The organism is Microbacterium proteolyticum, assembly GCF_029639405.1.
GTDB lineage: Bacteria > Actinomycetota > Actinomycetes > Actinomycetales > Microbacteriaceae > Microbacterium.
This window is the reverse complement of record NZ_CP121274.1, coordinates 3446572-3471604: the sequence shown is the minus strand read 5'-3', so window position 1 is coordinate 3471604 and position 25033 is coordinate 3446572. Positions and strand designations below refer to the sequence as shown.

General features: G+C 70.5%; 23 protein-coding genes and 1 tRNA gene. 17 read left to right on the top strand and 7 right to left on the bottom strand.

Translation table 11 applies throughout. The features are described from left to right. Nucleotide 1 precedes the first annotated feature (1 nt). Nucleotides 2-850 (bottom strand): nitrilase-related carbon-nitrogen hydrolase, encoded by an 849-nt coding sequence (locus P8R59_RS17435; protein ID WP_077051902.1) that lies wholly within the window; start codon nt 848-850, stop codon nt 2-4. A 104-nt stretch (nt 851-954) separates the two neighbouring features. Between P8R59_RS17435 and P8R59_RS17430 the strand changes: the two genes are divergently transcribed. From P8R59_RS17430 to P8R59_RS17415, 4 genes are read left to right on the top strand one after another with little or no spacing between them, the layout of a single operon-like run. Further along, the gene (locus tag P8R59_RS17430; protein WP_278102088.1) at nt 955-2349 is read left to right on the top strand and encodes an aminotransferase class I/II-fold pyridoxal phosphate-dependent enzyme; all 1395 of its coding nucleotides are present in this window, start codon (nt 955-957) and stop codon (nt 2347-2349) included. Nucleotides 2350-2399: 50 nt separating this feature from the next. Further along, nucleotides 2400-3236: an aldo/keto reductase gene (locus tag P8R59_RS17425; protein ID WP_278102087.1), complete on the top strand. Its 837-nt coding sequence runs from the start codon at nt 2400-2402 to the stop codon at nt 3234-3236. A gap of 12 nt (nt 3237-3248) precedes the next feature. After that, complete coding sequence (locus tag P8R59_RS17420) at nt 3249-5066, top strand: thioredoxin domain-containing protein (protein ID WP_278103852.1); 1818 nt, start codon at nt 3249-3251, stop codon at nt 5064-5066. 47 nt (nt 5067-5113) lie between these two features. Further along, nucleotides 5114-6205: a zinc-binding metallopeptidase family protein gene (locus P8R59_RS17415; RefSeq protein WP_278102086.1), complete on the top strand. Its 1092-nt coding sequence runs from the start codon at nt 5114-5116 to the stop codon at nt 6203-6205. A 3-nt stretch (nt 6206-6208) separates the two neighbouring features. On the opposite strand, the gene P8R59_RS17410 is transcribed toward P8R59_RS17415, so the two are convergent. Both P8R59_RS17410 and P8R59_RS17405 read right to left on the bottom strand, forming a co-directional pair. Then, nucleotides 6209-6970, bottom strand: coding sequence for an AAA family ATPase (locus P8R59_RS17410; protein WP_083735135.1), 762 nt, complete (start codon nt 6968-6970; stop codon nt 6209-6211). A 2-nt stretch (nt 6971-6972) separates the two neighbouring features. Beyond that, nucleotides 6973-8535 (bottom strand): dolichyl-phosphate-mannose--protein mannosyltransferase, encoded by a 1563-nt coding sequence (locus P8R59_RS17405; protein ID WP_278102085.1) that lies wholly within the window; start codon nt 8533-8535, stop codon nt 6973-6975. A gap of 23 nt (nt 8536-8558) precedes the next feature. On the opposite strand from P8R59_RS17405, the gene rsmI reads away from it, so the two are divergent. Genes rsmI through P8R59_RS17390 form a run of 3 tightly spaced genes read left to right on the top strand, consistent with a single transcriptional unit; the run spans nt 8559 to nt 11914 of the window. After that, on the top strand, nt 8559-9377 hold the full coding sequence (gene rsmI, locus P8R59_RS17400) for a 16S rRNA (cytidine(1402)-2'-O)-methyltransferase (protein WP_278102084.1): 819 nt from the start codon (nt 8559-8561) through the stop codon (nt 9375-9377). A 48-nt stretch (nt 9378-9425) separates the two neighbouring features. Further along, nucleotides 9426-11000, top strand: coding sequence for a methionine--tRNA ligase (gene metG / locus P8R59_RS17395; RefSeq protein WP_278102083.1), 1575 nt, complete (start codon nt 9426-9428; stop codon nt 10998-11000). After that, a complete protein-coding gene (locus P8R59_RS17390; protein WP_278102082.1) occupies nt 10997-11914 on the top strand; it encodes a TatD family hydrolase in 918 nt (305 codons plus the stop codon). Before metG ends, P8R59_RS17390 begins: the two co-directional genes overlap by 4 nt. A gap of 56 nt (nt 11915-11970) precedes the next feature. Here P8R59_RS17390 and P8R59_RS17385 read toward each other — a convergent pair whose 3' ends face one another. Then, the gene (locus P8R59_RS17385) at nt 11971-13425 is read right to left on the bottom strand and encodes a sugar porter family MFS transporter (protein WP_278102081.1); all 1455 of its coding nucleotides are present in this window, start codon (nt 13423-13425) and stop codon (nt 11971-11973) included. Nucleotides 13426-13492: 67 nt separating this feature from the next. On the opposite strand from P8R59_RS17385, the gene rsmA reads away from it, so the two are divergent. Together rsmA and P8R59_RS17375 are read left to right on the top strand one after the other, a co-directional pair. After that, nucleotides 13493-14332, top strand: a complete 840-nt coding sequence (rsmA, locus tag P8R59_RS17380; protein ID WP_278102080.1) for a 16S rRNA (adenine(1518)-N(6)/adenine(1519)-N(6))-dimethyltransferase RsmA — start codon at nt 13493-13495, stop codon at nt 14330-14332. A gap of 215 nt (nt 14333-14547) precedes the next feature. Continuing rightward, a complete protein-coding gene (locus tag P8R59_RS17375) occupies nt 14548-15483 on the top strand; it encodes a phosphodiesterase (protein ID WP_278102079.1) in 936 nt (311 codons plus the stop codon). On the opposite strand, the gene P8R59_RS17370 is transcribed toward P8R59_RS17375, so the two are convergent. Next, entirely contained in the window at nt 15434-17017 is a 1584-nt protein-coding gene (locus P8R59_RS17370) for a stealth family protein (protein ID WP_278102078.1), read from the bottom strand. The two genes, P8R59_RS17375 and P8R59_RS17370, sit on opposite strands and share 50 nt — an antisense overlap. Nucleotides 17018-17260: 243 nt before the next feature. Here P8R59_RS17370 and P8R59_RS17365 point away from each other — a divergent pair, with 243 nt between their 5' ends. From P8R59_RS17365 to P8R59_RS17335, 7 genes are all read left to right on the top strand, one after another. Continuing rightward, nucleotides 17261-18193, top strand: a complete 933-nt coding sequence (locus P8R59_RS17365; RefSeq protein WP_077051890.1) for a 4-(cytidine 5'-diphospho)-2-C-methyl-D-erythritol kinase — start codon at nt 17261-17263, stop codon at nt 18191-18193. Nucleotides 18194-18330: 137 nt separating this feature from the next. Then, nucleotides 18331-18633, top strand: a complete 303-nt coding sequence (locus P8R59_RS17360) for a DUF427 domain-containing protein (protein WP_077051889.1) — start codon at nt 18331-18333, stop codon at nt 18631-18633. Nucleotides 18634-18646: 13 nt separating this feature from the next. Further along, nucleotides 18647-19471, top strand: coding sequence for an ABC transporter ATP-binding protein (locus P8R59_RS17355; protein ID WP_278102077.1), 825 nt, complete (start codon nt 18647-18649; stop codon nt 19469-19471). Then, the gene (locus P8R59_RS17350; RefSeq protein WP_077051887.1) at nt 19468-20148 is read left to right on the top strand and encodes an ABC transporter permease; all 681 of its coding nucleotides are present in this window, start codon (nt 19468-19470) and stop codon (nt 20146-20148) included. Before P8R59_RS17355 ends, P8R59_RS17350 begins: the two co-directional genes overlap by 4 nt. Beyond that, on the top strand, nt 20145-20906 hold the full coding sequence (locus P8R59_RS17345) for an ABC transporter permease (RefSeq protein WP_278102076.1): 762 nt from the start codon (nt 20145-20147) through the stop codon (nt 20904-20906). Before P8R59_RS17350 ends, P8R59_RS17345 begins: the two co-directional genes overlap by 4 nt. 35 nt (nt 20907-20941) lie before the next feature. Continuing rightward, entirely contained in the window at nt 20942-21856 is a 915-nt protein-coding gene (locus P8R59_RS17340) for an ABC transporter substrate-binding protein (protein ID WP_278102075.1), read from the top strand. 196 nt (nt 21857-22052) lie between these two features. Next, entirely contained in the window at nt 22053-23843 is a 1791-nt protein-coding gene (locus tag P8R59_RS17335; protein ID WP_278102074.1) for an ABC-F family ATP-binding cassette domain-containing protein, read from the top strand. A 42-nt stretch (nt 23844-23885) separates the two neighbouring features. Here P8R59_RS17335 and P8R59_RS17330 read toward each other — a convergent pair whose 3' ends face one another. Continuing rightward, entirely contained in the window at nt 23886-24398 is a 513-nt protein-coding gene (locus tag P8R59_RS17330; RefSeq protein WP_278102073.1) for a hypothetical protein, read from the bottom strand. Then, a complete protein-coding gene (locus P8R59_RS17325) occupies nt 24395-24892 on the bottom strand; it encodes a MarR family winged helix-turn-helix transcriptional regulator (protein ID WP_278102072.1) in 498 nt (165 codons plus the stop codon). Before P8R59_RS17325 ends, P8R59_RS17330 begins: the two co-directional genes overlap by 4 nt. A gap of 68 nt (nt 24893-24960) precedes the next feature. On the opposite strand from P8R59_RS17325, the gene P8R59_RS17320 reads away from it, so the two are divergent. Beyond that, nucleotides 24961-25032, top strand: a tRNA-Gln gene (locus P8R59_RS17320). Nucleotide 25033: the final 1 nt, after the last annotated feature.

Genomic DNA, 25033 nt, shown 5'->3' with positions numbered 1-25033 from the left:
CTCACGCCTCCACGATCTCGCCGTACGTGTCGGGCCGGCGGTCGCGGTAGAACTGCCAGTCGTCGCGCATCTGCTGCACGAGATCCATGTCGAGGTCGCGGATCAGGATTTCCTCGTGCTCGGAGGAGCCCACGGCGCCGACGTGGTTGCCCCGCGGGTCGATGACCTGGCTCGTGCCGTAGAAGGTGACGGCATCCTCGCCGTACTCGTTGTCCTCGCGGCCGACGCGGTTGGGCTGCAGGACGAAGTAGCCGTTCGCGACGGCGGCGCAGGGTCCCTCGACCTCCCACAAGCGGTTCGACAGGCCGGGCTTGGTCGCGTTGGGGTTGAAGACCATGTGGGCGCCGTTGAGCCCCAGTTCCCGCCAGCCCTCGGGGAAGTGCCGGTCGTAGCAGATGTACATCCCGACCTTGCCGACGGCGGTGTCGAACACGGGGTATCCGAGGTTGCCGGGGCGGAAGTAGAACTTCTCCCAGAACTTGTCGAGGTGCGGGATGTGGTTCTTGCGGTAGCTGCCGAGGACGGTTCCGTCGGCGTCGACGAGCACTGAGGTGTTGTAGTAGACGCCGGTCTGCGCCTCCTCGTAGATGGGGAGGACGGTCACGATCCCGAGCTCCTTCGCCAGGGCGGCGAAGCGCTGCACGATCGGGCCGTCGACCGGCTCGGCGTAGCGGTAGTACTTCTGGTCCTGCGTGATGCCGAAGTAGGGGCCGTAGAAGAGCTCCTGGAAGCACAGGACCTCGGCGCCCTGCGCCGCGGCATCCCGGGCGAACTGCTCGTGCTTGTCGAGCATCGACTCCTTGTCGCCGGTCCAGGTGGTCTGCGTGATCGCTGCGCGCACCGTCGTCATCGGGATCCCTCGTTCCTCCGGCTCTGCGCCGGTTCTGTTACTGTCGCGCCTGAACATTTCTCGACGATTTCCACGAGTGACGCCCCCGTAAATTGGAGGTCCGGATGCTGGCGCCCGACGCCCTCGTCGAACGCACCGCTGCAGGACTCGCCGCTGAGATCGCGCGTTTGGTCAGTGACGGTACGCTCCCGCCGGGCGAACGGCTACCGACGGTCCGCCAGGTCGCCGCGGCGCTCGAGGTCTCCACCGGCACGGTCGCCACCGCGTGGCGCGCGCTCGCCGATGCCGGGGTCGTCCTGTCGCGGGGTCGCGCCGGCACCTTCGTCCGCGCCGAGAAGCGGGAGTGGTTGAGTCCGCGCGTGCAGGGTATGTCGGCCGACCGGATCCCCGGCGCACCGCGCGGTCTCGGCACCGGACGGGACGTGCGGGCGCTCCGCCTCGATCTGTCGCTGGGCACGCCCGACCCCGCGATGCTTCCCTCCATCGAGCGGGCGCTGGCCCTCGCGCGACCGCGCGCCGACACCGGCCGGTACCACGACCTCCCCGTCCTTCCCGACCTGTACGACGTGCTGCGCGACCAGTGGCCCGTGCGCGGGGTGGAGGCCCTCACAGTGGTGGACGGCGCGCTCGACGGCATCTCCCGCACGCTCGACCAGGTCGTGCGCTTCGGCGATCGTGTCGCGGTGGAGTCGCCGGGGTTCCCGTACTTCTTCGACCTCATCGAGGCCGCGGGTGCCGTTCCCGTCACGCTCGAGACCGACGCGGACGGCGTCGTGCCGGCCTCCCTCGCGCGCGCCCTCGCGCTCGGGCCCTCGGCGGTGCTGCTGCAGCCGCGCGCCCAGAACCCCACGGGGGTGTCGATGTCGGTCGAGCGTGCGCGGCGGCTCGCGAACGTGCTGCTGAGCGTGCCGGGCGGCACCCGGGTCACCGTGATCGAGGACGACCATTCGGCGCTCATCGCCAGCGCGCCGCCGGTGACGCTCGCGCTGTGGCTTCCCGCGCAGGTCGTGCACGTGCGCGGCTTCTCGAAGTCGCACGGCCCCGATCTGCGCATCGCCGCGCTCGGCGGCCCCTCGGCGGTCGTCGACCGGATCGTCCGCCGCCGCATGCTCGGCCCCGGCTGGACCTCGCGCCTGCTGCAGTCGGTGCTGTACGAGCTCCTCACCGACCCGCGGTCCACCGCCCCGGTGCGCACCGCGCGGCTGATCTACCGCGATCGCCTCGACCGCCTCGCCGCGTCGCTCCGCCGGTCTGGGATCGACGTCGGCGACCCCGACGGCATCAACCTCTGGATGCCGGTGCGCGACGAACGCGCCGCCCTCGTGCACGCGGCCGCGGAGGGCATCGGCATCGCCGCCGGATCGCCGTTCGTGATCGATCCGGAGCTCCCGGAACCGGGCGCGGGCCGTGTGCGCGTGACGGCCGGATCGGTCGTCGAGAACGTCCGGCTCGTCGCCGAGGCGCTCGCGCGCGCAGCGTCGGCCGCGCCGCTCGCCTAGAGGCGTCAACCCCGGAGCCGATGTCGGCGGGGACTTCTAGGCTGGATGCCATGACCGTTCCCTCTGTCCAGCTCAATGACGGAAACTCCATCCCCCAGCTCGGCTACGGCGTGTTCCTCGTGCCTGCCGACGACGCCGAGCGCGCCGTATCCGAGGCGCTCGAGGTCGGCTACCGCCACATCGACACCGCCGCGATCTACAAGAACGAAGAAGGCGTCGGCCGCGCCATCGCGTCCAGCGGCATCCCGCGCGACGAGCTCTTCGTGACCACGAAGCTCTGGAACTCGCGCCACGACGGCGACGAGCCGCACGCCGCGATCGACGAGAGCCTCGAGAAGCTCGGCCTCGACAGCGTCGACCTCTACCTCGTGCACTGGCCGACCCCGAAGGCCGACAACTACCTCAACGCGTGGCAGAAGCTCATCGAGATCCGTGAGGCCGGCAAGACGCGCTCGATCGGCGTCTCGAACTTCCTCGTGCCGCACCTCGACCGCATCGTCGCCGAGACGGGCGTGACCCCCGTCGTCAACCAGATCGAGCTGCACCCGGCGCTCAGCCAGCGCGAGATCCGCGCGTGGGGCGCCGAGCACGACATGCACATCGAGTCGTGGGGTCCGCTCGGACAGGGCAAGTACGACCTGTTCGAGATCCCCGCGGTGAAGGACGCCGCCGAGGCCCACGGCAAGTCCCCCGCTCAGGCGGTGCTGCGCTGGCACATCCAGCACGGTCTCATCGTGTTCCCCAAGTCGGTGCGCCGCGAGCGCCTGGAAGAGAACTTCGACCTGTTCGACTTCGAGCTCACCGCCGACGAGATGGCCGCGATCGACCAGATCGACCCGGGCGACGGCTCGGGCCGCGTCGGTTCGCACCCCGACGACGTCGAGTGACGGGTCAGTGAACTGAACCGCCTCGCGAACGCCTCGAGCCCCTACCTGCGGGCCCACGCCGACAACCCCGTCGCGTGGTTCCCGTGGGGGCCCGAGGCGTTCGCCGTCGCGGCCGAGCGCGACGTCCCCGTCCTCGTCTCCATCGGCTACAGCACCTGCCACTGGTGTCACGTCATGGCGCGGGAGTCGTTCCAGGATGCCGAGACCGCGGCCCTCGTGAACGACGGGTTCGTCGCGATCAAGGTCGACCGCGAGGAGCATCCCGACGTCGACGCGGCCTACCTCGATGCCGCCTCCGCGTTCACGCCCCACCTCGGCTGGCCGCTCACGGCGTTCGCGACCCCCGAGGGTCGCGTGTTCTACGCCGGCACCTATTTCCCGCCCCAGCCCCGCGGGCAGCTCCCGTCGTTCCCGCAGGTGCTCGCCGCGGTCCGCGAGGCCTGGACGGAGCGACGGGGAGAGGTGGATGCCACCGGCGCCTCCCTCCGCCAGGCGCTCGCGTCCGCGGCCCCCGCCGCCGCCGACGCGATCCCCGACGCCGACGCGCTCGCGGCCGCCGTCGCCGACGTCGTGTCCCGCGAGGATCGCGAGTTCGGCGGGTTCGCCGCCGGCGCCTCGCTCGAGTCCCCGAAGTTCCCGAACACCCCGGTCCTGCGGCTGTTCCAGCACCCCGCGCTCGCCGCCCTCGTGCCGGAGGCCGCCGGCGTGGCATCCCGCGCTCTGTCGGCGATGACGTCGTCGGAACTGCGCGATCCCGTCGAGGGCGGGTTCTTCCGCTACGCCACCCGCCGCGACTGGACCGTCCCGCACTACGAGCGCATGCTCACCGACAACGCCGGTCTCATCGAGGTCGCCCTCGCCGCGGGCGACGACGCGACCGCCGCCGAGACCGCGGGGTTCCTCGTCGACGTGCTGCAGCTCCCGTCCGGCGGGATCGCCGCCGCGCAGGACTCCGAGTCGATCATCGACGGGCAGCGCTCCGAGGGCGGGTACTACCGCACCGCCGAGCGCGTCGGCCTCGCGCCGCCCGCCCTGGATGCCAAGGTCGTCACCGGCTGGAACGGGCACGCGATCGCGGCGCTCGCCGCGGCCGGGTCTCGCACCGATCCGAGGTTCGTCGAGGCCGCGCGCTGGGCAGCCGACACGGTGCTCGAGAACAACGTCGCCGACGACGGGACGCTCCGCCGCGCCTCTCTCGACGAGATCCGCTCGTCCGCACCCGCGACGCTGGAGGACTACGGCGGCCTCGCCCGCGGCCTCCTGGCCCTCGGACGCGTCACCGGCGAAGTCGCGTACGCCGAGCGCGCACGGGCCCTGGTCGACGCGTGCCTCGGCGACGACGGCATCCGTCCGCCTGGGGGCGGTGACCCGGTGCTGGCGGTGCAGGGCATGCAGCCACAGGGCGTCCCGAGCGACGGCGCGGCACCCTCGGGTCCGTCGGCGTTCGCCGCCGCGGCCCTCGACCTCTGGCGCGTGGGTGCGGGGGAGCGCTACCGCGAGGCGGCCGAGACGCTCGTCCGCGCCGCCGCGCCTGCCGCCCTCGCGGCACCGCTCGCGTACGGCGCGATCCTCGACGTCGCACTGGGCCTGGCGACACCCCCGCGGCAGGTGGTCGTGGTGGGCGAGACGGATGCCGCCCTCGCCGACGCCGCGCGCCGGGTCGCCGCCGACGTCGTCGCGGTCGTCACGCCCGCGCAGGCGCAGGACTTCGCCCGCGCCGGTTTCGAGCTGTTCGAGGGGAAGATCTCCCGCGGGGGTGCCGCGACCGCCTACGACTGCCGGGCGTTCACGTGCGCCCTGCCGACGACGGACCCCGCCGCCCTGACCTGAGTGCCGTCGTGCGGGGTTCGAGACGCCGCTCCCACTACAGTGAGCCCGTGGCCGCCATTCCCACGCCGCGGTGTCCGCACTGCCGCCATTTCCTCTCGCTCGACAAGCTCGTCTGCCCCGAGTGCGGCGGTGAGCTGGGGTATCACCCGCGGTTGCGCCAGTTCGTGGGGCTCCTCAAGGGCAAGGCCGTCGTCGGCGACGAGACCTGGTACGCGTGTTCCAACCGCGGCTGGCAGTGCAACTGGCTGGTGCGCGACGACGCGCCGAGCGGCCGCTGCTTCTCGTGCCGGCTGACACGCACGACCCCCGAGTCCAGCGACACCGTCGCCCTCGAGAAGCTCGCGAAGACCGAGGAGGCCAAGCGCCGCCTCGTGCTGCAGCTGGGCGACCTGGGGCTGCCGATCCGCTCCTGGCACGACGGCCCCGGGGGACTCGGTTTCGACCTGCTCTCGAGCCTGTCGGAGGGACGACGCGTGACGATCGGGCACGCCAACGGGATCATCTCGCTCGATCTCGCTGAGAGCCTCGACGACCGCCGCGAGGCGCTGAGGATCAAGCTCGGCGAGCCCTACCGCACGATGCTCGGCCACCTGCGTCACGAGATCGGCCACTACTACCAGAACGTCCTCATCACCGACGAGCAGACCTGGGCGCAGTGCCGCGCCCTCTTCGGCGACGAGCGGACGAGCTACCGGGATGCCATCTCCCGCCACTACCGCGAGGGCGCACCGGACGGGTGGGCCGAGACTTACATCTCGGAGTACGCCACGATGCACCCGTGGGAGGACTTCGCCGAGACGTTCGCGCACTACCTGCACATCACCGGCACCCTCCAGACCGCGGCGGCCATCGGCATGACCCTCGACGGCGACGCGTACGCCAACCGCGACTCCGACGTCGAGCCGCTGGCGAACTACGCCGACCAGCCCGTGCACCGGCTCGTGGGCGACTGGCGCTGGATGTCGCACGCCTTCAACCGCGTGAACCGGTCGATGGGAATGGGCGACCTCTACCCGTTCGAGATCGTGCCCGGAGTCGTCCGCAAGCTCGCCTTCATCCACGACATCGTCACGCGCTCCCCGCAGCCCCCGCAGGAGCAGGAGATCGTCGCCCTCACCGCCGTCGAGGTCGACGACTGACGCTCAGTCCAGCAGGTGTCGCAGATACCGCCCCGGTGAGTCCAGGAACCCGCGGTGCAGGCGCACGACCTCCAGGTCGTCCCACGTCGTCTCGCGGATTCCCCATTCGCCGAGCTCGAGGATCGTCGCGCCGGGGAGCGCCGCGAGCACGGGGGAGTGCGTCGCGCAGATCACCTGCGTGCCCCGCGAACGCATGCGATCCAGGGAGGCCAGCCACCGCAGGGTGGACGAGAACGACAGCGCCGCTTCGGGCTCGTCGAGGCACGCCAGCCCGGCGACGTACCGCGGATGGTCGAGCGCCTCATCGAGCAGGGCGTTGAACGACTCGCCGTGGCTCATCGGGTGCAGGCTCGGCGGCGCGTCGGGCAGGTCGTCGCGCCACGAGTAGTAGCCGTGCATCGTCTCGGCGCGCAGGAAGAAGCCGAACCGCGGTGCCCGAGGACTCCGTTCCAACCGCAGCCACTCGCCGAGCGGGCTCTCGGTGCGGCGGGTCTGCCCTCCGCCGTTCGACGACCCGCCCTCGGCGGGCAGCCCGTAGGCTTCGGCGAGGCCCTCGATGAGCGTGGACTTGCCCGATCCGTTCTCCCCGACGAGGAAGGTGACGCCCGGGCCGAACTCCCACCCGTCCCGTCCGGCCACGTCCAGGAACTGCGCGACGGCGGGGATGTTCGCCGGCCACGCGGCCCGATCGATGGCGGCGTCGGCGAAGAGCTTCGCCCGCTGCACGGGGCGCGGGTCGTGCAGCCACTCGTCGCCGCGGGCCACGGTCAGATCCAGGTGGGCAGCCAGTTGTGCAGGCGCCAGAACTCGTACGGCACCGGCAGGCCCGTCCAGACCGGGTACCAGAACGCCGACAGCAGCACGCAGACGGCGAGGAACACCACCACCCACGCCTGCCCGCTCGCGCGCGTCATCGACCCCGGCCCGCGCGCGAGGTCACGGAGTGCGAAGGCGAGGGCGAGCACGAGGAACGGCGCCATCGCGACCGTGTAGAACTGGAAGATCGTCCGCTCGGGGTACAGCAGCCAGGGCACGTAGGTCGCGGCCAGCCCCGTGAGCACGAGGGCGTAGCGTCCGTCGCGAACCAGGACGAATCGCACCAGCAGGTAGATCGACGCAGCGATGCCCGCCCACCACAGCAGCGGGTTGTCGATGCTGGAGATGGCCTCGGTGCAGCCGCTGGGGAGCTGGCATCCGTTCACCCCGAAATCGTCCTGGTGCCAGTACATCGAGGTGGGGCGGATCATCAGCGGCCACTGCCACGCGGGACTCGCGTACGAGTGCGGCGTCGACAGGCCCACGTGGAAGGCGTACATCGACTGGTGGTAGGCCCACAAGTTCTGCAGGGGCAGCGGCACCCACGCCCAGAAGCCCGTCGCGGGGCTCGCGTCGAGCGCGTGGCGGCTGTAGCCGCCGTCGGTGAAGAGCCAGCCGGCCCAGCTCGCGAGGTACACGACCACGGCGACGGGGACGATGAGGACGAACGAGACCAGGCCCTGCCGCACCGCGTCCACCGGCCATTGCGCGATGCCCGCCCGACGGCGCGCGAGGGCGTCGGTGATCACGACGTAGATCCCGATCCCGGCGAGGACGTACAGCCCCGACCACTTCACCGCCGTGGCCGCTCCCGCAGCGATGCCGGCGGCGAGGAGCCACGGCCGGTTCCAGAACACCGGACCCCACGTCGACTCGCCCGGTGCGCGCGCGGCCCAGCGGGCGAGCGCCGCTCGGCGGTCCAGAGCGACGAACCACAGCGCCAGCACGATGAAGAACGTCAGGAAGACATCCAGCAGCGCGACACGGCTGAGCACGATTCCGAGGCCGTCGATCGCCATCAGACCGGATGCCACGGAGGCGAAGACGAGCGACCCTGTCAGCGTCTTGGCGAACAGGTACACCAGGAGCACCGTGGCCGTGCCGAACACGACCGCGGCGATCCGCCACGCGGTCGAGGAGTCGGACCCGAACAGCGCCATCCCCGCGCCGATGAAGAAGCGTCCGAGCGGCGGGTGCACGACGTAGCTGCCGACGCCCGTGAAGAAGTTGGTGTCACCCGCGACGAAGCGCTCGTCGGCGCCCCCGGGCCACTCCGACGGGAAGCCGAGAATCCACTGGCTCCACGAGTCCTTGACGTAATACGTCTCGTCGAAGATCAGTTGGTGCGGGTCGCCGACGTTCACCATGCGCAGCACGAACGCGAACACGGTGATCAGCGTCGGGGCGAGCCACCGCCACAGCCGGCCGCGCCGGGGATCCGCGAGGAGGCTGTCGCGCCAGCGGTCGAGGCGCGTCCGTTCTTCTGAGGGGATCAGCGAGGGGACGGCGGTCACGGCCCCCAGCATAAGGTGGGGCGGTGATCATCCTCGCGGCGACCCCCATCGGCAACCTGGGCGACGCGTCGCGGCGGCTGGTGGAAGCGCTCGAGAACGCCACGGTCGTCGCGGCCGAGGACACTCGCACCACCCAGCGGCTGCTCGCCGGTCTCGGCGTCGCCAACCGCCCGCGGCTGATCGCGCTCCACGACCACAACGAGAAGGAGCGCGCCGCCGAACTCGTCGAGCTCGCCCGCGAGGACGACCTGCTCGTGCTGAGCGACGCCGGCATGCCCACGGTCAGCGATCCGGGCTACGGGCTCGTCGCGGCGGCCGCCGCCGCGGGCGTCACGGTCACCGCGATTCCGGGCCCGAGCGCCGTCGTCACGGCCCTCGCCGTCGCCGGGCTCCCCACCGACCGCTTCGCGTTCGAGGGCTTCCCGCGCCGCAAGCCCGGGGAACGGCGTCGCGCCTTCGCCGACCTCGCCGCCGAGACGCGGACCCTGGTGTTCTTCGAGTCGCCGTCGCGACTGGCATCCACTCTCGACGACCTCGCGGCGACGTTCGGAGCCGACCGTCCCGCCGCGGTCTGCCGCGAACTGACGAAGCTGCACGAGGAGGTGCGCCGCGGCACCCTCGCCGAACTCGCCGCGTGGGCGGCCGAGGGCGTGCGCGGCGAGATCGCGATCGTCGTGGGCGGCGCGTCGGCGCGCGACGTGGCGTTCCCGGATGCCGTGACCCAGGTGCTCGAACTGGTGCGCGACGGCGCGCGGCTCAAGGAGGCGGCCGGCGAAGTGGCGTCCCTCACGGGGCATTCCTCGCGCGAGCTGTACCAGGCGGCGCTCGCCGTGAAGCGCTGACGCCGACATACGACCGGACGGGTCGGCCGTCCCCCGTAGAATCCTGGGGTGACTTCCGGCCGTTCGTTCTACATCACCACGCCGATCTACTACCCGAGCGACGTGCCCCACATCGGGCACGGCTACACGACGGTGGCGGTGGACGCGCTCGCGCGGTGGCACCGGCAGTCCGGTGACGACACCTGGATGCTCACCGGCACCGACGAGCACGGCCAGAAGATGATGCGTGCCGCCGCCGCGAACAACCACACGCCCCAGGAGTGGGTCGACAAGCTCGTCAGCGAGTCGTGGTTCCCGCTGCTGAAGACCCTCGACGTCGCCAACGACGACTTCATCCGCACGAGCCAGCCGCGCCACGAGGAGCGCGTCGAGAAGTTCGTGCAGGCGCTGTACGACCGCGGCTACATCTACGCGGGCGAGTTCGAGGCGCTGTACTGCGTCGGCTGCGAGGAGTTCAAGACCGAGGCCGAGATCGTCGACGGCGAGGGCCCGTTCGAGGGCCTCAAGGTCTGCGCGATTCACTCCAAGCCTCTCGAGCTGCTGCAGGAGAAGAACTACTTCTTCAAGCTCAGCGAGTTCCAGGAGCCGCTGCTCGAGCTCTACCGCTCGGTGCCCGACTTCGTGCGGCCCGATTCGGCGCGCAACGAGGTCGTCTCGTTCGTGAAGAACGGCCTGAAAGACCTGTCGATCTCGCGCTCGACGTTCGACTGGGGCATCCAGGTGCCGTGGGACGACTCGCACGTCATCTACGTCTGGGTCGACGCGCTGCTGAACTACGCCACGGCCGTCGGCTACGGCAGCGACCCCGAGGAGTTCGCGCGCCGTTGGCCCGCGTACCACGTCGTGGGGAAAGACATCCTGCGCTTCCACGCCGTGATCTGGCCCGCGATGCTGATGGCGGCGGGGCTCGAGGTGCCCCGCGGCGTCTTCGCGCACGGCTGGCTGCTGGTGGGCGGCGAGAAGATGTCGAAGTCCAAGCTCACCGGCATCGCACCGACCGAGATCACCGACGTCTTCGGCTCCGACGCGTACCGCTTCTACTTCCTCTCCGCGATCGCGTTCGGTCAGGACGGGTCGTTCTCTTGGGAAGACCTGTCGGCCCGCTACCAGGCCGAACTGGCCAACGGCTTCGGCAACCTGGCATCCCGGTCCATCGCGATGATCGAGCGGTACTTCGAGGGGATCGTGCCGCCGGCGGGGGAGTACACCGACGCCGACCTCGCGATCCAGAAGACGGTGGCGGATGCCGTGAGCACCGCGGACGCGGCGATCGAACGGTTCCGCATCGACGAGGCCATCGACGCCATCTGGACGATCGTCGACGCGCTGAACCTGTACATCACCGAGAACGAGCCGTGGGCGCTGGCGAAGGACGACGCGCAGCGTGAGCGCCTGGGCACGGTGCTGTACACCGCGGCCGAGGGCCTGCGCGCCCTGGCGGTGCTGCTGTCGCCGGTCATGCCGGTCTCGACCGAGAAGCTCTGGATCGCGCTGGGCGCCGCCGAGAGCATCGGACGCCTGCAGGACCAGCCTCTCCGCGAGGCCGGCGCGTGGGGGGTGCTGCGGCCGGGCACGTCGGTGAACGGCCTGTCGCCGCTGTTCCCGCGCGTCGAGCAGGCATGAGCACGCCGGTCGAGCGTCCCCGCGGCACGATCGAGGGCGGCGACCCGAGCCAGTACGTGCGCGAGCGTTCGGTCGACGGTCGCCGCGACGTGAGCTACCCGCCCGCGCCCGAACCTCTCGGCGTGCCGGTGTACGACAACCACACGCACCTCGAGATCGAGGACGGCGAGACCGGCCTCTCGCTCGACGAGCAGCTCGAGCGGGCGCTGGCGGTCGGCGTGCACGGAGTCGTCCAGGCCGGCGGCGACGTCGACTCGTCGCGCTGGTCGGCGTGGGCCGCGGCGACCCATCCGCGCGTCCTCGCCGCGGTCGCGATCCATCCGAACGAGGCTCCCGCGTACGCGGCCGCGGGCGAGCTGGATGCCGCGATCGCGGTGATCGACGAACTCGCGGCCGAGCCGCGCGTGCGGGCGATCGGTGAGACGGGTCTGGACTTCTTCCGGACCGAGGCCGATGGCATCCCGGCTCAGATCCGCTCGTTCGAGGCGCACATCGCCCTCGCGAAGAAGCACGGCATCGCGATGCAGATCCACGACCGCGACGCGCACGACGCCGTGCTCGAGACGCTCGAGCGCGTCGGCGCCCCCGAGAAGACGGTGTTCCACTGCTTCTCGGGCGACGCCGACATGGCCCGCGTCGCCGCCGACCGCGGGTACTACCTCTCGTTCGCGGGCAACGTCACGTTCAAGAACGCCCAGAACCTGCGCGACGCCCTCGCCGTAACCCCGCGCGAGCGGATCCTCGTCGAGACCGACGCGCCGTTCCTGACGCCCGCGCCGTACCGCGGTCGCCCCAACGCGCCGTATCTGATCCCGGTGACGCTCCGCTTCCTGGCATCCGAACTCGGTGCCGACGCTGACGAGCTCGCCGCCCAGGTCGCCGCGAACACCCTCGAGGTCTACGGGGAGTTCTGACCCGCGTCGAGCACGACGAAGGCCGGCACCCCTCGGGGCGCCGGCCTTCGTCGTCGTCAGGCCTTGCTCTTGTCCTTCCGGACGAACAGGGTCTCGGTCTGCTCGAGCTCCATGCCCTTGGTCTCCGGGATGCGCAGCGCGACGTACACGAGCGACAGGGCGGCGAACAGCGCGTACATGCCGTACGTGAGCGGCAGCGACCAGCTCGCCATCGCGGGGAACGACACCGTGATCGCGAAGTTCGCGATCCACTGCGCACCGGCCGCGACACCGAGCGCCTTGCCGCGGATGCGACTCGGGAAGATCTCGCCGAGCAGCACCCACACCAGCGGACCCCACGAGGCGCCGAAGCCGATCACGAACAGGTTCGCCGCGACCAGGGCGATCCCGCCCCACGGAGCGGGGAGCGACACGTCGTCGCCGCTGCCCTGGGCGAACGTGAACGCCAGCGCCATCGCGGCCAGCGACACCGTCATCAGGACGGAACCGGTCAGCAGGATCGGCTTCCGGCCGACGCGGTCGACGAGGAAGATCGCGACGAAGGTCACGACCACGTTGGTCACCGACGTGATGACGGAGATCAGCAGCGAGTTGCTCTCGTCGAATCCGACCGCCTTCCACAGCGTCGTGGAGTAGTAGAAGATCACGTTGATTCCGACGAACTGCTGGAACATCGACAGCAGGATGCCGGTCCAGACGATGCCCTGGAGTCCGAGCACGGGGCCCCGCAGGGAGACGTTCTTGTTTTTGCGGTCGGTCTCGATGGCGCTCGTGAGCTCGTTCATGGTCTTGTCGAGGTCGGCCGGCGGGACCAGGCGGGCGAAGATCGCGCGCGCCTCCTCCTTGCGTCCCTTCGCGAGCAGGAACCGCGGGGACTCGGGGACGGTGAACGACAGGATGCCGTAGACGGCGGCGGGCACGACACCCACCAGGAACATCCAGCGCCACGCCTCCATGCCCAGCCACAGCTCGTTGGCGGCGCCGCCCGCGGAGGTGGCGAGGAGGGCGTCGGAGAGCAGAGCGCCGAAGATGCCGAGCGTGATCGCGAGCTGCTGCAGCGAGGCGAGGGATCCGCGGATCTGGCGCGGGGCCACCTCCGCGATGTATGCGGGGGCGACGACCGAGGCGATACCGATTCCGAGACCGCTCATCACGCGCCACAGGATGAGGTCGGGGACGCTGAACGTGAGCGCCGCACCGATCGACGAGACGAAGAACAGGACGGCGCCGAGCAGCATCACCTTGAGGCGACCCCAGCGGTCGGACAGCGCGCCGGCGACGACGGCACCCACCGCGCAGCCGAGCAGGGCGACGGCGACGACGAAGCCGGTCAGCACCTGGCTGAGCTCGAAGTTGCCCTGGACGGCATCCACCGCTCCGTTGATGACGGAGGAGTCGAAGCCGAACAGGAAGCCGCCCACCGCGGCGGCGATCGAGAGCCCGACCGCTCGTCGCCCGTACGGGCCGCGGAGGGTGAAGGCATTGGCGGGGATCGACTGCGTCTGGCTCACCCACCCACGTTACTGCCGCTCGGGCGCCGAGGCGGTGACTGGCGGCCGCCCTGGTTACAGTGGAACAATGCCCGTTTCGCTCCTCGGCGCCTCCGAGATCCGCCGGCTCGCCGCCGACCTCGACGTCACGCCGACGAAGAAGCTGGGCCAGAACTTCGTCGTCGACGCCAACACCGTCCGCAAGATCGTGCAGGCGGCGAAGGTGGAGGCATCCGATCGTGTGGTCGAGATCGGGCCGGGCCTCGGATCGCTGACGTTGGCGATCCTCGAGACGGGGGCGTCCGTCGTCGCGGTGGAGATCGACCACCGCCTCGCCGCGCGGTTGCCCGAGACGACCGCCGCCCACGGCGTTCCCGCCGACCGCCTGACCGTGATCGATGCCGACGCCCTGCAGGTGCGTGACCTGCCCGGTGAGCCCGAGGTGCTGGTGGCCAACCTGCCCTACAACGTCTCCGTGCCGGTGCTGCTCCACTTCCTTGAGACCTTCCCGTTCCTGCAGCGCGGGGTCGTGATGGTGCAGGCCGAGGTGGGGGAGCGGCTCGCCGCCCCGCCCGGGTCGAAGGTGTACGGCGCTCCCAGCGTCAAGGCCGCCTGGTACGGTCCGTGGCGCCTGGCCGGAACGGTCTCCCGCCAGGTCTTCTGGCCGGTTCCGAACGTCGACAGCGTGCTGGTCGGATTCGAACGGGATGCCGAGTCCCGCGGCGACGAAGAGCTGCGGCGCCGCACGTTCGCGATCGTGGATGCCGCGTTCCAGCAGCGCCGCAAGATGCTGCGGCAGGCGCTGTCGACCGTGCTCGGCGGGTCGGCCGCCGCGGCGTCGGAGGCTCTGGAGGCGGCGGGGATCGACCCCACGCTGCGCGGCGAGCAGCTGTCGATCGACGACTTCGTGCGGATCGCCCGCGGCTGACCTCTCCCTGCTCCGCGATGTCGTCGCGTGAGTCGCCAAGATTTGTCGCTTCTCCGCGGGCGGAGGCGACAAATATTGGCGACTCACGCGGATCGCGACGGCGTAACTTCTTGCCGTGTTCATCACATGTTCCTGAAACATGCCGGTAACATTTCAGCCCAACCGGGAGCATCACGCCGGGCAGAGGTCGCACCCGACGACCCGAAGGGAACGAGATGCGCTACGCCGAATATCCGCGCGCCGAACGTGTGCTGTTGCACCTGAGCGACACCCACCTGCGTGCCGGCGGTGCCCCGCTGTACGACCGCGTCGACTCCGAGGCGCACCTCGCCCAGGCGATCGCCGCGATCGAGGCATCCGGCATCCGGCCCGACGGTCTCGTCTTCACCGGCGACCTCGCCGACTTCGGCGAGGGTGACGCCTACGCACGGGTGCGGGCGATCGTCGAACCGGCCGCCGCCCGGATCGGCGCCCCGGTCATCTGGGTGATGGGCAACCACGACGACCGCGCGACGTTCCGCTCCCACCTGCTCCCGGGCGACTCCGCCGATCCCGAGGCCCCGGTCGACCGCGTCGACGAGCTCAACGGCCTCCGCATCATCACGCTCGACACCTCGGTGCCCGGGCAGCACCACGGCGAGGTCACCGCGGCGCAGCGCGCGTGGCTCGCCGACGTGCTGTCGGTCCCCGCACCTCTGGGCACGATCCTCGCCATGCACCACCCGCCGGTGCCGAGCGTCCTCGACCTCGCCGCGACCGTCGAGTTGCGCGATCAGCGCTCGCTGGCCGACGTGCTGCGGGGGAGTGACGTCCGGACCATCCTCGCCGGCCACCTGCATTACTCGACGTTCGCCACCTTCGCCGGCATCCCCGTGTCGGTGGCCTCGGCCACCTGCTACACGCAGGACCTGATGGTGCCGGTCGGCGGCACGCGCCCCCAGGACGGCGCGCAGGGATTCAACCTCGTCCACGTGTACGACGAGACGATCGTGCACTCGGTCGTGCCGGTCGGCACAGCCGAGGTCCTGCAGTACGTCGACGCCGCCGAGTCGCAGGAACGGCTGCGGTCGGCCGGAATCGCCGTGCCGACCGCGGGCGAGCTCAGCGGCCGGGTGTCGCCGCCGACGACGCCCCTGCCGATCCTGCGCTGATCGCCTCGGACTTCTCCCACGGCGCCGCCACGGGGAAGTAGCGCTCGAGGCACGCGCGGAGCGCGGGCACCCGGACCTCCTCGGGGATCTCGGGCACGCTGCCGTCGTTGAGGCAGAACATGTCGGTGTCGCGTCCGGTGACGAGGCGTTCCATCCGGCGGAGCGAGTCCAGCTGCGTCGTCTGGACGTACCGGGTACGCGGTTCGGTCGTGATGACGGCCCGGCCGGTGGCCAGCGCGTAGTAGTGGTAGAGACTGTTGGTGACGGAGATGTCGGTCGCCGAGCGGAAACGGCTCGCCGCCGTGCGGGCGTAGTCATCGGCGAACTCGCGTTCGAGTTCGTACGCCACGGAGCGCCGCAGCGGCGTCGCGCAGTGTTCGAGGTCGAGGGTGATGACGCGCCCGAACCGCTCCTCGAGCAGAGCGCGGTTCACGCGCAGCCCGTTGTCGTGACCCGACCGGCCGAGGTGCGGGGCGCCGCTGCCGATCCGGATGCCGCTCTCGACGAAGCGGCTGATCCCCGCCCCGCTGAAGAACAGCTCGGGGGTGACCGGGCGGCCGAAGAACATATCGTCGTTGCTGTAGAGGAAGTGCTCGGCGAGACCGGGGATGCGGTGCAGTTGCGCCTCGACGGCGTGCGAGTTGTGCGTGGGCAGCACCGAGGGGTCGCCGAAGAACTCCTCGCTGCGCACGACGGTGACCTTGGGGTGATCGGCGAGCCACTCGGGCGTCGGCGAGTCGGTCGCGATGAAGATGCGACGCACCCACGGCGCGTACATGTGGACGCTGCGCAGGGCGTAGCGCAGCTCGTCGACCTGGCGGTAGCGCGCGGCGTTGTCGTCGCCGTCGCCGACGACGTACCCCTTCATGCGGGCCGCGCGCTGGCGCTGGAACTCGCTGGAGGAGCCGTCCACCCAGGAGAAGACCATGTCGACGTCTTCGGTGAACTCGTTGGGGTGCGGATCGAACATGCCGGCGACGGTGCGCCAGCGGCGCCCGTAGCGCTCGACCTCGACGACGTCCAGGTCTGCGGTCGCGAACTTCCGGCGCGTCAGCGCGCTCGGGCGCGGCGCCTCGATGGTCTCGGCACCGAACCGCCACAGTTCCAGACGCGGCGCGAGCGCGGCACCGTAGCGGTACGAGCCCTCGATCGAGGTGCGCGGGCGGAAGACCGCGTACGCCTCCACGGCGTTGCGGCTCGGGACCACGCTGTGCGCGGGCACCGGGTCTTCGCCGCGGGCCTTCAGGTAGACGGGGCCGAGGTCCGGATCGCGAAGAGCGGCCAGGGCGACCTCGGCGTGCGCGGTGTCGACCACGATCTTGGGGCGGCGATTGGCATCCCGGACCAGCATGACCGCGACGCCCGCCGCCTCGATCGCCGCAGCGACCGTGAGCAGGTCGTCGCGTTCGGCGTCGGCGGGGGTGCGGGTGTCGTCGACGACGTGCAGGATGCCGTCGACCATGCGGATGTCATCCCTCGACAGGAGGGCGCGCCACGGGTCGGTCTCGACAGAAAGGGGGACCATCGATCGCATACTGTGCCTCCTCGGGGGATGTGGGGACGGGTTCGTACACCGTAGGGAGCCGGCGTTACGTCCGCGTTTCGGCGACGGCGCCGAAGGGCGGTGAGGGGGGCGCTACTGTCGAAGAGTGAGTGAGATCGCCCGTTCCGGACCGGCCGCCGTCGACCCGTCGTCAGCGGGTCGGGGGATGTCGGTCCGACGTTCCAGTTTCGCACACGGCGGAGCATGCGGACTCACGGCCGTGCGGGGTCGGCGATGAGCGCTCACACCCCGGCTCCGGTGCGCGTGCGCGCGCCCGGGAAGATCAACGTCTTCCTCGAGGTCGGCGACGTCGCCGACGACGGGTACCACGAGGTCGCCACCGCCTATCAGGCGGTCTCGCTCTACGAGGAGATCACCGCCACCGCGTCCGACGACGTCACGATCGAGATCGCCGGCACGTCCGCGGTCGACGTCGAGGGCGTGCCCACCGACGAGCGCAACCTCGCGGTGCGCGCCGCTCGGCTCCTGGCCCGTGTCAGCGGGATCGAGGCGGGCGTCCACCTGTCGGTGCGAAAAGCGGTCCCGGTCGCCGGAGGCATGGGCGGCGGGTCCGCGGACGCCGCGGCGGCACTCGTCGCGTGCGACGCGCTGTGGGGCATCGGGATGCCGACCGCCGACCTTGCGCGTCTGGCGGCGCAGCTGGGCGCCGACGTGCCGTTCGCGCTGCTCGGCGGCACCGCCGTCGGAACCGGCCGGGGTGACGAACTGAGCCCCGCGCTGGCGTCCGGACGCTTCGATTGGGTGCTCGTCCCCAACGACCACGGGCTGTCCACGCCCGTGGTGTACGGCGAGCTCGACGCCCATCGCGAGCGGCACGCGGTCGACATCGGACCGGCGCCCCGCGTCCCGGCGGTCGATCCCGACGTGCTGCACGCGATCCGCCAGGGCGATGCCCGGATGCTCGCCGCCACCGTGCGCAACGACCTCCAGGCTCCGGCGCTGCACCTGCGGCCCGATCTGGCGCGCGTCCTGGAGCGGGGAGAGCGCTCCGGAGCGCTCGCAGGGCTGGTGTCGGGCTCGGGTCCGACCCTGGCGTTCCTGGCCGCGGATGAGACCGCGGCGATCGACCTGCAGGTCACCCTGAGCGCGGCCGGGTTCCACGCCCTCCACGTTCACGGGCCTGTCTCCGGCGCGCGCGTGGTCTGACCGCGCCGCACCATAGCCCAGGTCGTCACACGGGGCAATCTTGCGTTTCGTGTCGGTGGCCCTCAGTAGCCTCGGTCGAGGTGCTCCCGCACCGGCGGGTGCTGTGCCCGCGAGCGGCCACGAAAAGGGGAACTCCCATGAAGGCAGAACTCGACGGCGTGGTCATCGCCGAAGCCGACCGCGACGATCTCGTCTCGATCGAGGGCAACTGGTACTTCCCGCCGAGCGCGGTCCGCGAGGGTGCGCTGTCGCAGAGCCCCACCCCCTACACCTGCCCGTGGAAGGGTGCGGCCCAGTACTGGAACGTCGCCCTCGACGGTGCCGAGCTCCGCGACGGCGCGTGGTCCTACCCCGACCTGCGTCCGGGCGCGGTCGACCGGGTCGGCACCGACTTCGCGGGCTACGTCGCCTTCGACCGGAAGGTCGTGGTCTCCGACTGAGTCGGGCACGCGCATGATCGAGTTCTCGAGCGTTTCGAAGGTCTTCCCCGACGGCACCCGCGCCGTCGACGACTTCAGTCTCGTCATCCCGTCCCGCAAGACGACCGTCTTCGTCGGGTCGTCGGGGTGCGGGAAGACGACGCTGCTCCGCATGATCAACCGGATGGTGGAGCCCTCTGCGGGCACGATCACGATCGACGGCGACGACATCGCGTCGCGGCCGCCGGTGCAGCTCCGGCGCAGCATCGGCTACGTCATGCAGAACTCCGGCCTCCTCCCGCACTTCACGGTGGCCGACAACATCGCCACGGTGCCCGTGCTCCAGGGCGAGAACCGGAAGAAGGCCCGCACGCGCGCCCTCGAGCTCATGGAGACCGTCGGACTCGACACCGCGATGGCCGACCGCTACCCGAGTCAGCTGTCCGGCGGTCAGCAGCAGCGCGTGGGCGTCGCCCGCGGCCTCGCCGCCGACCCGAACATCCTGCTCATGGACGAGCCGTTCGGTGCGGTCGACCCCATCGTGCGCGACGAACTCCAGCAGGAGCTCATCCGGCTGCAGAGCGACATCGGCAAGACGATCGTGTTCGTCACGCACGACATCGACGAGGCCTTCCTGCTCGGCGACCAGGTGGTCCTGCTCGAGAAGGGTGCGCACGTGGCCCAGGTGGGCGCGCCGAGCGAGATCATCGAGAACCCCGCGAGCGACTTCGTCGCGAGCTTCATCGGCGCGGTCAAGGGCAAGCGCGCCCTGCGACTGAAGACGACCGAGCACGGCACGGTCGTCGTGGATGCCGAGGGACGCACGCAGGGTGCTCTCGTGGAGGAGCCGCGCGCGTGACCTGGGTCCTCAACAACCTCGGTCTGATCGGGGAGCTGACGGTGGCACACCTCCGCCAGAGCCTGATCGCGCTCGTGGTGGGGTTCGTCCTGAGCGTGCCGCTCGGGTGGGTCGCGTGGCGCTACCGGCTCGTGCGCAGCAGCGTCATCACCATCACCGGACTCCTGTACACGATCCCCTCGCTCGCCCTCCTGATCCTCATGCCCGTGATCACCGGGTGGTACTCGATCGTCAGTGAGACCAACCTCATCGTGGCGCTCGCGATCTACGCCGTCGCCATCCTGGTGCGCGCCGTCGCCGACGGCCTTGACTCGGTCGACGCCGGCGTCCGGCAGGCGTCGACCGCCCTGGGGTACGGCTCGTTCCGCCGCTTCTGGGCGGTGGAGTTCCCCCTCGCCGGGCCCGTGATCCTGGCGGGCCTCCGCGTCGCGTCGGCGAGTACGATCGCCCTGGCGACGGTCGGCATCCTCGTCGGCATCCAGAACATCGGGTACCTGTTCACCAACGGTCTGCAGCGACGGATCATCCCCGAGGTCTTCACGGGTGTGCTCGCGGTGGTCGTGATCGCCCTGGTGATCGACCTGCTCCTGATCATCGCGGGTCGCCTGCTCATGCCCTGGACCCGCGGCACGAAGACCGTCTCACGCCAGGCGAACCGGACGTTGGTGAAGGCATGAACCTCATCGGCGAAGCGATCGCCTGGATCTTCTCCGGCAACCCCGGGACCGGTTTCGACTCCATCCCCGCCGCGATCGGCGTGCAGCTGCTCTACACGCTCGTCTCGATCGTCGTCGCCGGTGCCATCGCCATCCCGCTCGGGTGGTACATCGGTCACACGGGCCGGGGGCGCGAGACCGCGGTCGCGATCGCGGGCGCGGCGCGCGCGATCCCGTCCTTCGGGCTCCTCATCCTGCTGACCCTGCTTCTCGGCGTGCTGCACAAGCCCGAGGCCGCGGTGATCTCCTTCGTCGTCCTCGCCATCCCGTCGCTCCTCGCCGGGGCCTACACCGGCTTCGAGGCGATCGACCGCCGCGTGATCGACGCCGGACGTTCGATGGGCATGACCGAGGCGCAGATCCTCTGGCGGATCGAGGTGCCGCTCGGCTTGCCTCTCCTCGTCGGCGGCATCCGCGCCGCCACCCTCCAGGTCCTCGCGACGGTGACGATCGCGGCGTACATCGGTCTGGGCGGTCTCGGGCAGTACATCATCGCCGCAATTCCGCTCCGCCGGTTCGACATCCTGATCGGCGGCGCGATCCTCGTCGCGGTGCTCGCGCTCGTGATCGACGGTCTGTTCGCCCTCCTGCAGCACCTCGTCGTCCCGCGCGGCATCCGGGCCGCGGGCGCCGCCTCTCCGCGGACGCGATCGGCGCGCGAGCGTCGCGCCGAGGCGATCGCGGTCGGAGCCCCGGCCGCGCCGCCGAGCACCCCCTGACTCACCCGACTCCCCACCACCAGAAAGAGGAACCCATGTTCACAGCACGAACTCGCAAGGGTCTCGGCGTCTTCGCCGGACTCGCGGTCGCCTCGCTCGCCCTCGCCGGTTGCGGCGCCTCGAGCGATCCCCTGAGCAACAACGGCGGCGACGCCAGCGCCTCGTCCGCCGAGATCGTCGTCGGCTCGCAGGCCTACTTCTCCAACGAGATCATCGCCGAGATCTACGCGCAGGCTCTCGAGAACTCGGGTCTGACGGTCAAGCGTCAGTTCCAGATCGGTCAGCGCGACGCGTACATCCCGCTGCTCGAGGACGGCACCGTCACCGTGTTCCCGGAGTACAGCGGCAACCTGCTGCAGTTCTTCGACGACGCGACCACCGCCCGGACCGCAGACGAGGTCTACGCGGCCCTGCCGTCGGCGCTGCCCGAGGGCCTCGAGGTCCTGGACCAGTCGACGGCCACCGACCAGGACTCGTACACGGTCACGAAGGCGTTCGCGGATGCCAACGGCCTGACCTCGATCGCCGACCTGTCCAAGGTCACGACCGGCCTCACCCTCGGCGGCAACGCCGAGCTCGCCGAGCGCCCGTACGGCCCGCAGGGCCTGAAGTCGACCTACGGTGTCGACGTGCAGTTCTCGCCCACCGGTGAGACCACTGTGGACGACCTCGTCGCAGGCACGATCCAGGTCGCGAACGTCTACACCGCCGACCCGCGCATCCAGACCGACGACCTCGTCACGCTGGAAGACCCGAAGGGCCTGTTCCTGGCCTCGAACGTCGTCCCGGTCGTGAACTCGAAGGTCGCCTCGCAGGTGTCCGACGTCCTGAACAAGGTCTCCGCCGCCCTCACCCCCGAGGGTCTCGTGGAATTGAACGTGAAGTCGACCGTCGACCAGCAGTCCTCGGCCGACATCGCGAAGGCCTGGCTCGCCGACAACAACCTCTGAGCCGACGCCACACCAGCGGGGCTGTCCGGGATTCCGGGCGGCCCCGCTGTCCGTTCCGGTTGTGCGGGCGCTCGCGCACGCGCGTCTCCGCGAGACCGCACGTGCCTGACGAACCCCCCGCAGGGTGCGCGGGTTTCGTCCGCCGGATGCAGTCTCGCGGTTCGTCCCCGCCGGAGCCGCGTAGCCTGGGACGGATATGGCACATCTGCTCGGGGGCGAAGCCCTGCACCTGGAATACCCGACCAAGGTCGTGTTCGACTCCGTTTCGCTCGGCGTGAACGAGGGAGACCGCATCGGCATCGTCGGCCGCAACGGCGACGGCAAGTCGAGCCTGCTCGGCATGCTCGCCGGCATCCGCGAGCCCGACGGCGGACGCGTGACCGTGCGCGGGGGAGTGACGGTCGGCGTCCTCGACCAGCAGGACACCCTCGACGACGACGACACGATCGGTCACGCCGTGGTCGGCGACCGCGCCGAGCACGAGTGGGCCGGCGATGCGCGGACGCGCGACGTCATCGCGGGACTCCTCGGCGACCTCCCGTGGGACGCGCGCCTCGGCGACCTCTCCGGCGGTCAGCGTCGTCGCGTGGCGTTGGCGAAGCTGCTGTCGGGCGACTGGGACGTGCTGTTCCTCGACGAGCCGACCAACCACCTCGACGTGGAGGCCATCACCTGGCTCGCCGGGCACCTCAAGAAGCGCTGGGCGCCGAGCGCGGGGGGCCTGCTCGTCGTGACCCACGACCGGTGGTTCCTCGACGAGATCTGCACCGCGACGTGGGAGGTGCACGACCGCATCGTCGAGCCCTTCGAGGGCGGGTATGCGGCGTACATCCTGCAGCGGGTCGAGCGCGATCGCCAGGCGGCATCCATCGAACAGCGTCGTCAGAACCTCGCTCGCAAGGAGCTGGCGTGGCTTCGCCGCGGGGCTCCGGCGCGCACCTCGAAGCCGAAGTTCCGCATCGACGCGGCGAACGAGCTCATCGCCGATGTGCCCGAGATCCGCGACAAGGTGGCTCTGCAGTCGCTCGCGGTCGCGCGCCTCGGCAAGGACGTGGTCGATCTGCTGGACGCGGGGGTGTCCTACGGCGAGAAGACGGTGCTCCGCGACATCGAGTGGCGCATCGCGCCCGGTGAGCGCACCGGCATCCTGGGCGTGAACGGGGCCGGCAAGTCCACCCTGCTGAGTCTGGTCACCGGCACCCTCGAGCCCACCGCGGGCCGAGTGAAGCGCGGCAAGACCGTCAAGGTCGCGACCCTCACCCAGCGTCTCGACGAGCTCGAGCAGCACCTGAACGACCCCGTGCGGGTGGTGATCGCGGGGCTCCGCACAACGTACAGCTTCGGCGCCGGCTCCAAGGCGCAGGAACTGACCCCCGGCCAGCTGCTCGAGCGTCTCGGGTTCTCCAGTGCGCAGCTCTCCACGCCGGTGAAAGACCTCTCCGGCGGGCAGAAGCGGCGCCTTCAGCTGCTGCTCATCCTGCTCGATCAGCCGAACGTCCTGATCCTCGACGAGCCCACGAACGACCTCGACACCGACATGCTCGCGGCGATGGAAGACCTGCTGGACTCGTGGTCGGGCACCCTCATCGTCGTCTCGCACGACCGCTACTTCCTCGAACGCGTCACCGATCAGCAGTACGCGATCCTCGATGCGCGCCTGCGTCACCTCCCGGGCGGGGTCGACGAATATCTGCGCCTGCGGGCGATCCAGGATGCCGAACCGCAACGGTCCACGGCGACCGCGGCCGCGGCATCCGCGGGTCTCCAGGGGGCCGACCTCCGTGCCGCGCAGAAGGAGGTCTCGGCCGCCGAGCGCAAGATCGAGAAGCTGCAGCAGCAGATCGACCGGGCCAAGGCGGCCCTCGCGGACCACGATCAGGCCGACTACGTGGGGCTCGGCAAAGAGATGGAGCGCATCTCGCAGTGGGAGTCCGAGCGCGACGAACTGGAACTGCGCTGGTTCGAACTCACCGAGGCCATCGGCTGAATCGGCGCCCCGATCGCCTCGGCGTTCGCGGCGTGCGCCGCGTCAGTGGACCGCGACCTCCAGGATCACGATCACGATGCCGAGGAACGACGTCGCGAGCGCGCCCATGATGCGCCCGAACACGCGGTAGCCGCGGCGCCGGAACGCGTGGTACCCGAGGATCGCGAGGACCACGAACATCGCCGTGATGCAGTTGTCGACGGCGTCCAAGACGGTCTGACCCGTGGCGATGCCGAACGCCAGGGCGAGGATCGACGGCACCGAGGCGTAGAGCATCCCCGCGGCATGGCGGACGGCGTTGCGCGTCGACGCGCGGAAGCCGTGGTCGCCGTGGTCGGTCAACGTGTGGGCGAACACGTGCGCGATGAAGAAGACGATCAGGGTCGAGGTCGAGTTCAGCAGCACCTCGGCCACGTCGTGCGCCTCGTCGTCGGCGAGGGTCACGAACGTCGTGAACACGATCAGTCCGTAGATCGCCGAGGGCGAGCGGAACCGCACGTCCAGCCACGCCTTGACCCGCTGCCACGGCGTCGGTCCGGCCACGGTGGCGCTCACGCGTCGAACCCCAGACTGAGTTTGCGCAGGAGCGTCGCGAGCCGGTCGCGGTCTCCGCGGGAGAGCCCCTCGAGCAGCAGTGCCTCGGCGTCGACGAGGCGGGTGATCGCGGCATCCACGCGCACACGGCCGTCGTCGGTGAGGGTCACCAGGATGCTCCGTCCGTCGCCGGGGTCGGCTTCGCGTCGGACGAACCGGCGGGCGACGAGCCGGTCGATGCGGTTGGTCATCGTGCCGCTGGAGACGAGCGTCTGCTGCAGCAGCTGCTTGGGGCTGAGCTGGTAGGGCTCGCCCGCACGGCGGAGGGCCGAGAGCACGTCCCACTCCCACGACTCGATGTCGCTGCGACGGAACGCCTCTTTGCGCGCGATGTCGAGGTGTCGCGAGAGACGGGCGACGCGCGAGAGCACCTCGAGCGGCGAGAAGTCGAGGTCGGGTCGCTGCTGCACCCACGCCTCGACGATGCGATCGACTTCGTCGCTGTCCCGGCTCACCCGTTCATTATGTCGAGAACGCCCCGCCGTCGCCGTCTGGCAGACTTGACCGGTGCCCGCGGGCACGGTCCGCCGTGGTGTAACGGCAGCACGACAGCCTTTGGAGCTGTTAGGTCCAGGTTCGAATCCTGGCGGCGGAGC

Excerpts from the sequence above, each read along its gene's own strand:
- P8R59_RS17430 (WP_278102088.1), top strand. The coding sequence starts at position 955 with ATGCTGGCGCCCGACGCCCTCGTCGAACGCACCGCTGCAGGACTCGCC.
- P8R59_RS17355 (WP_278102077.1), top strand. The coding sequence starts at position 18,647 with ATGATCGAGTTCTCGAGCGTTTCGAAGGTCTTCCCCGACGGCACCCGC.
- P8R59_RS17365 (WP_077051890.1), top strand. The coding sequence starts at position 17,261 with ATGAGCGCTCACACCCCGGCTCCGGTGCGCGTGCGCGCGCCCGGGAAG.
- P8R59_RS17335 (WP_278102074.1), top strand. The coding sequence starts at position 22,053 with ATGGCACATCTGCTCGGGGGCGAAGCCCTGCACCTGGAATACCCGACC.
- rsmA (WP_278102080.1), top strand. The coding sequence starts at position 13,493 with ATGCCCGTTTCGCTCCTCGGCGCCTCCGAGATCCGCCGGCTCGCCGCC.
- P8R59_RS17340 (WP_278102075.1), top strand. The coding sequence starts at position 20,942 with ATGTTCACAGCACGAACTCGCAAGGGTCTCGGCGTCTTCGCCGGACTC.
- P8R59_RS17360 (WP_077051889.1), top strand. The coding sequence starts at position 18,331 with ATGAAGGCAGAACTCGACGGCGTGGTCATCGCCGAAGCCGACCGCGAC.
- P8R59_RS17425 (WP_278102087.1), top strand. The coding sequence starts at position 2,400 with ATGACCGTTCCCTCTGTCCAGCTCAATGACGGAAACTCCATCCCCCAG.
- P8R59_RS17375 (WP_278102079.1), top strand. The coding sequence starts at position 14,548 with ATGCGCTACGCCGAATATCCGCGCGCCGAACGTGTGCTGTTGCACCTG.
- P8R59_RS17345 (WP_278102076.1), top strand. The coding sequence starts at position 20,145 with ATGAACCTCATCGGCGAAGCGATCGCCTGGATCTTCTCCGGCAACCCC.
- P8R59_RS17390 (WP_278102082.1), top strand. The coding sequence starts at position 10,997 with ATGAGCACGCCGGTCGAGCGTCCCCGCGGCACGATCGAGGGCGGCGAC.
- P8R59_RS17435 (WP_077051902.1), bottom strand. The coding sequence starts at position 850 with ATGACGACGGTGCGCGCAGCGATCACGCAGACCACCTGGACCGGCGAC.
- P8R59_RS17370 (WP_278102078.1), bottom strand. The coding sequence starts at position 17,017 with ATGCGATCGATGGTCCCCCTTTCTGTCGAGACCGACCCGTGGCGCGCC.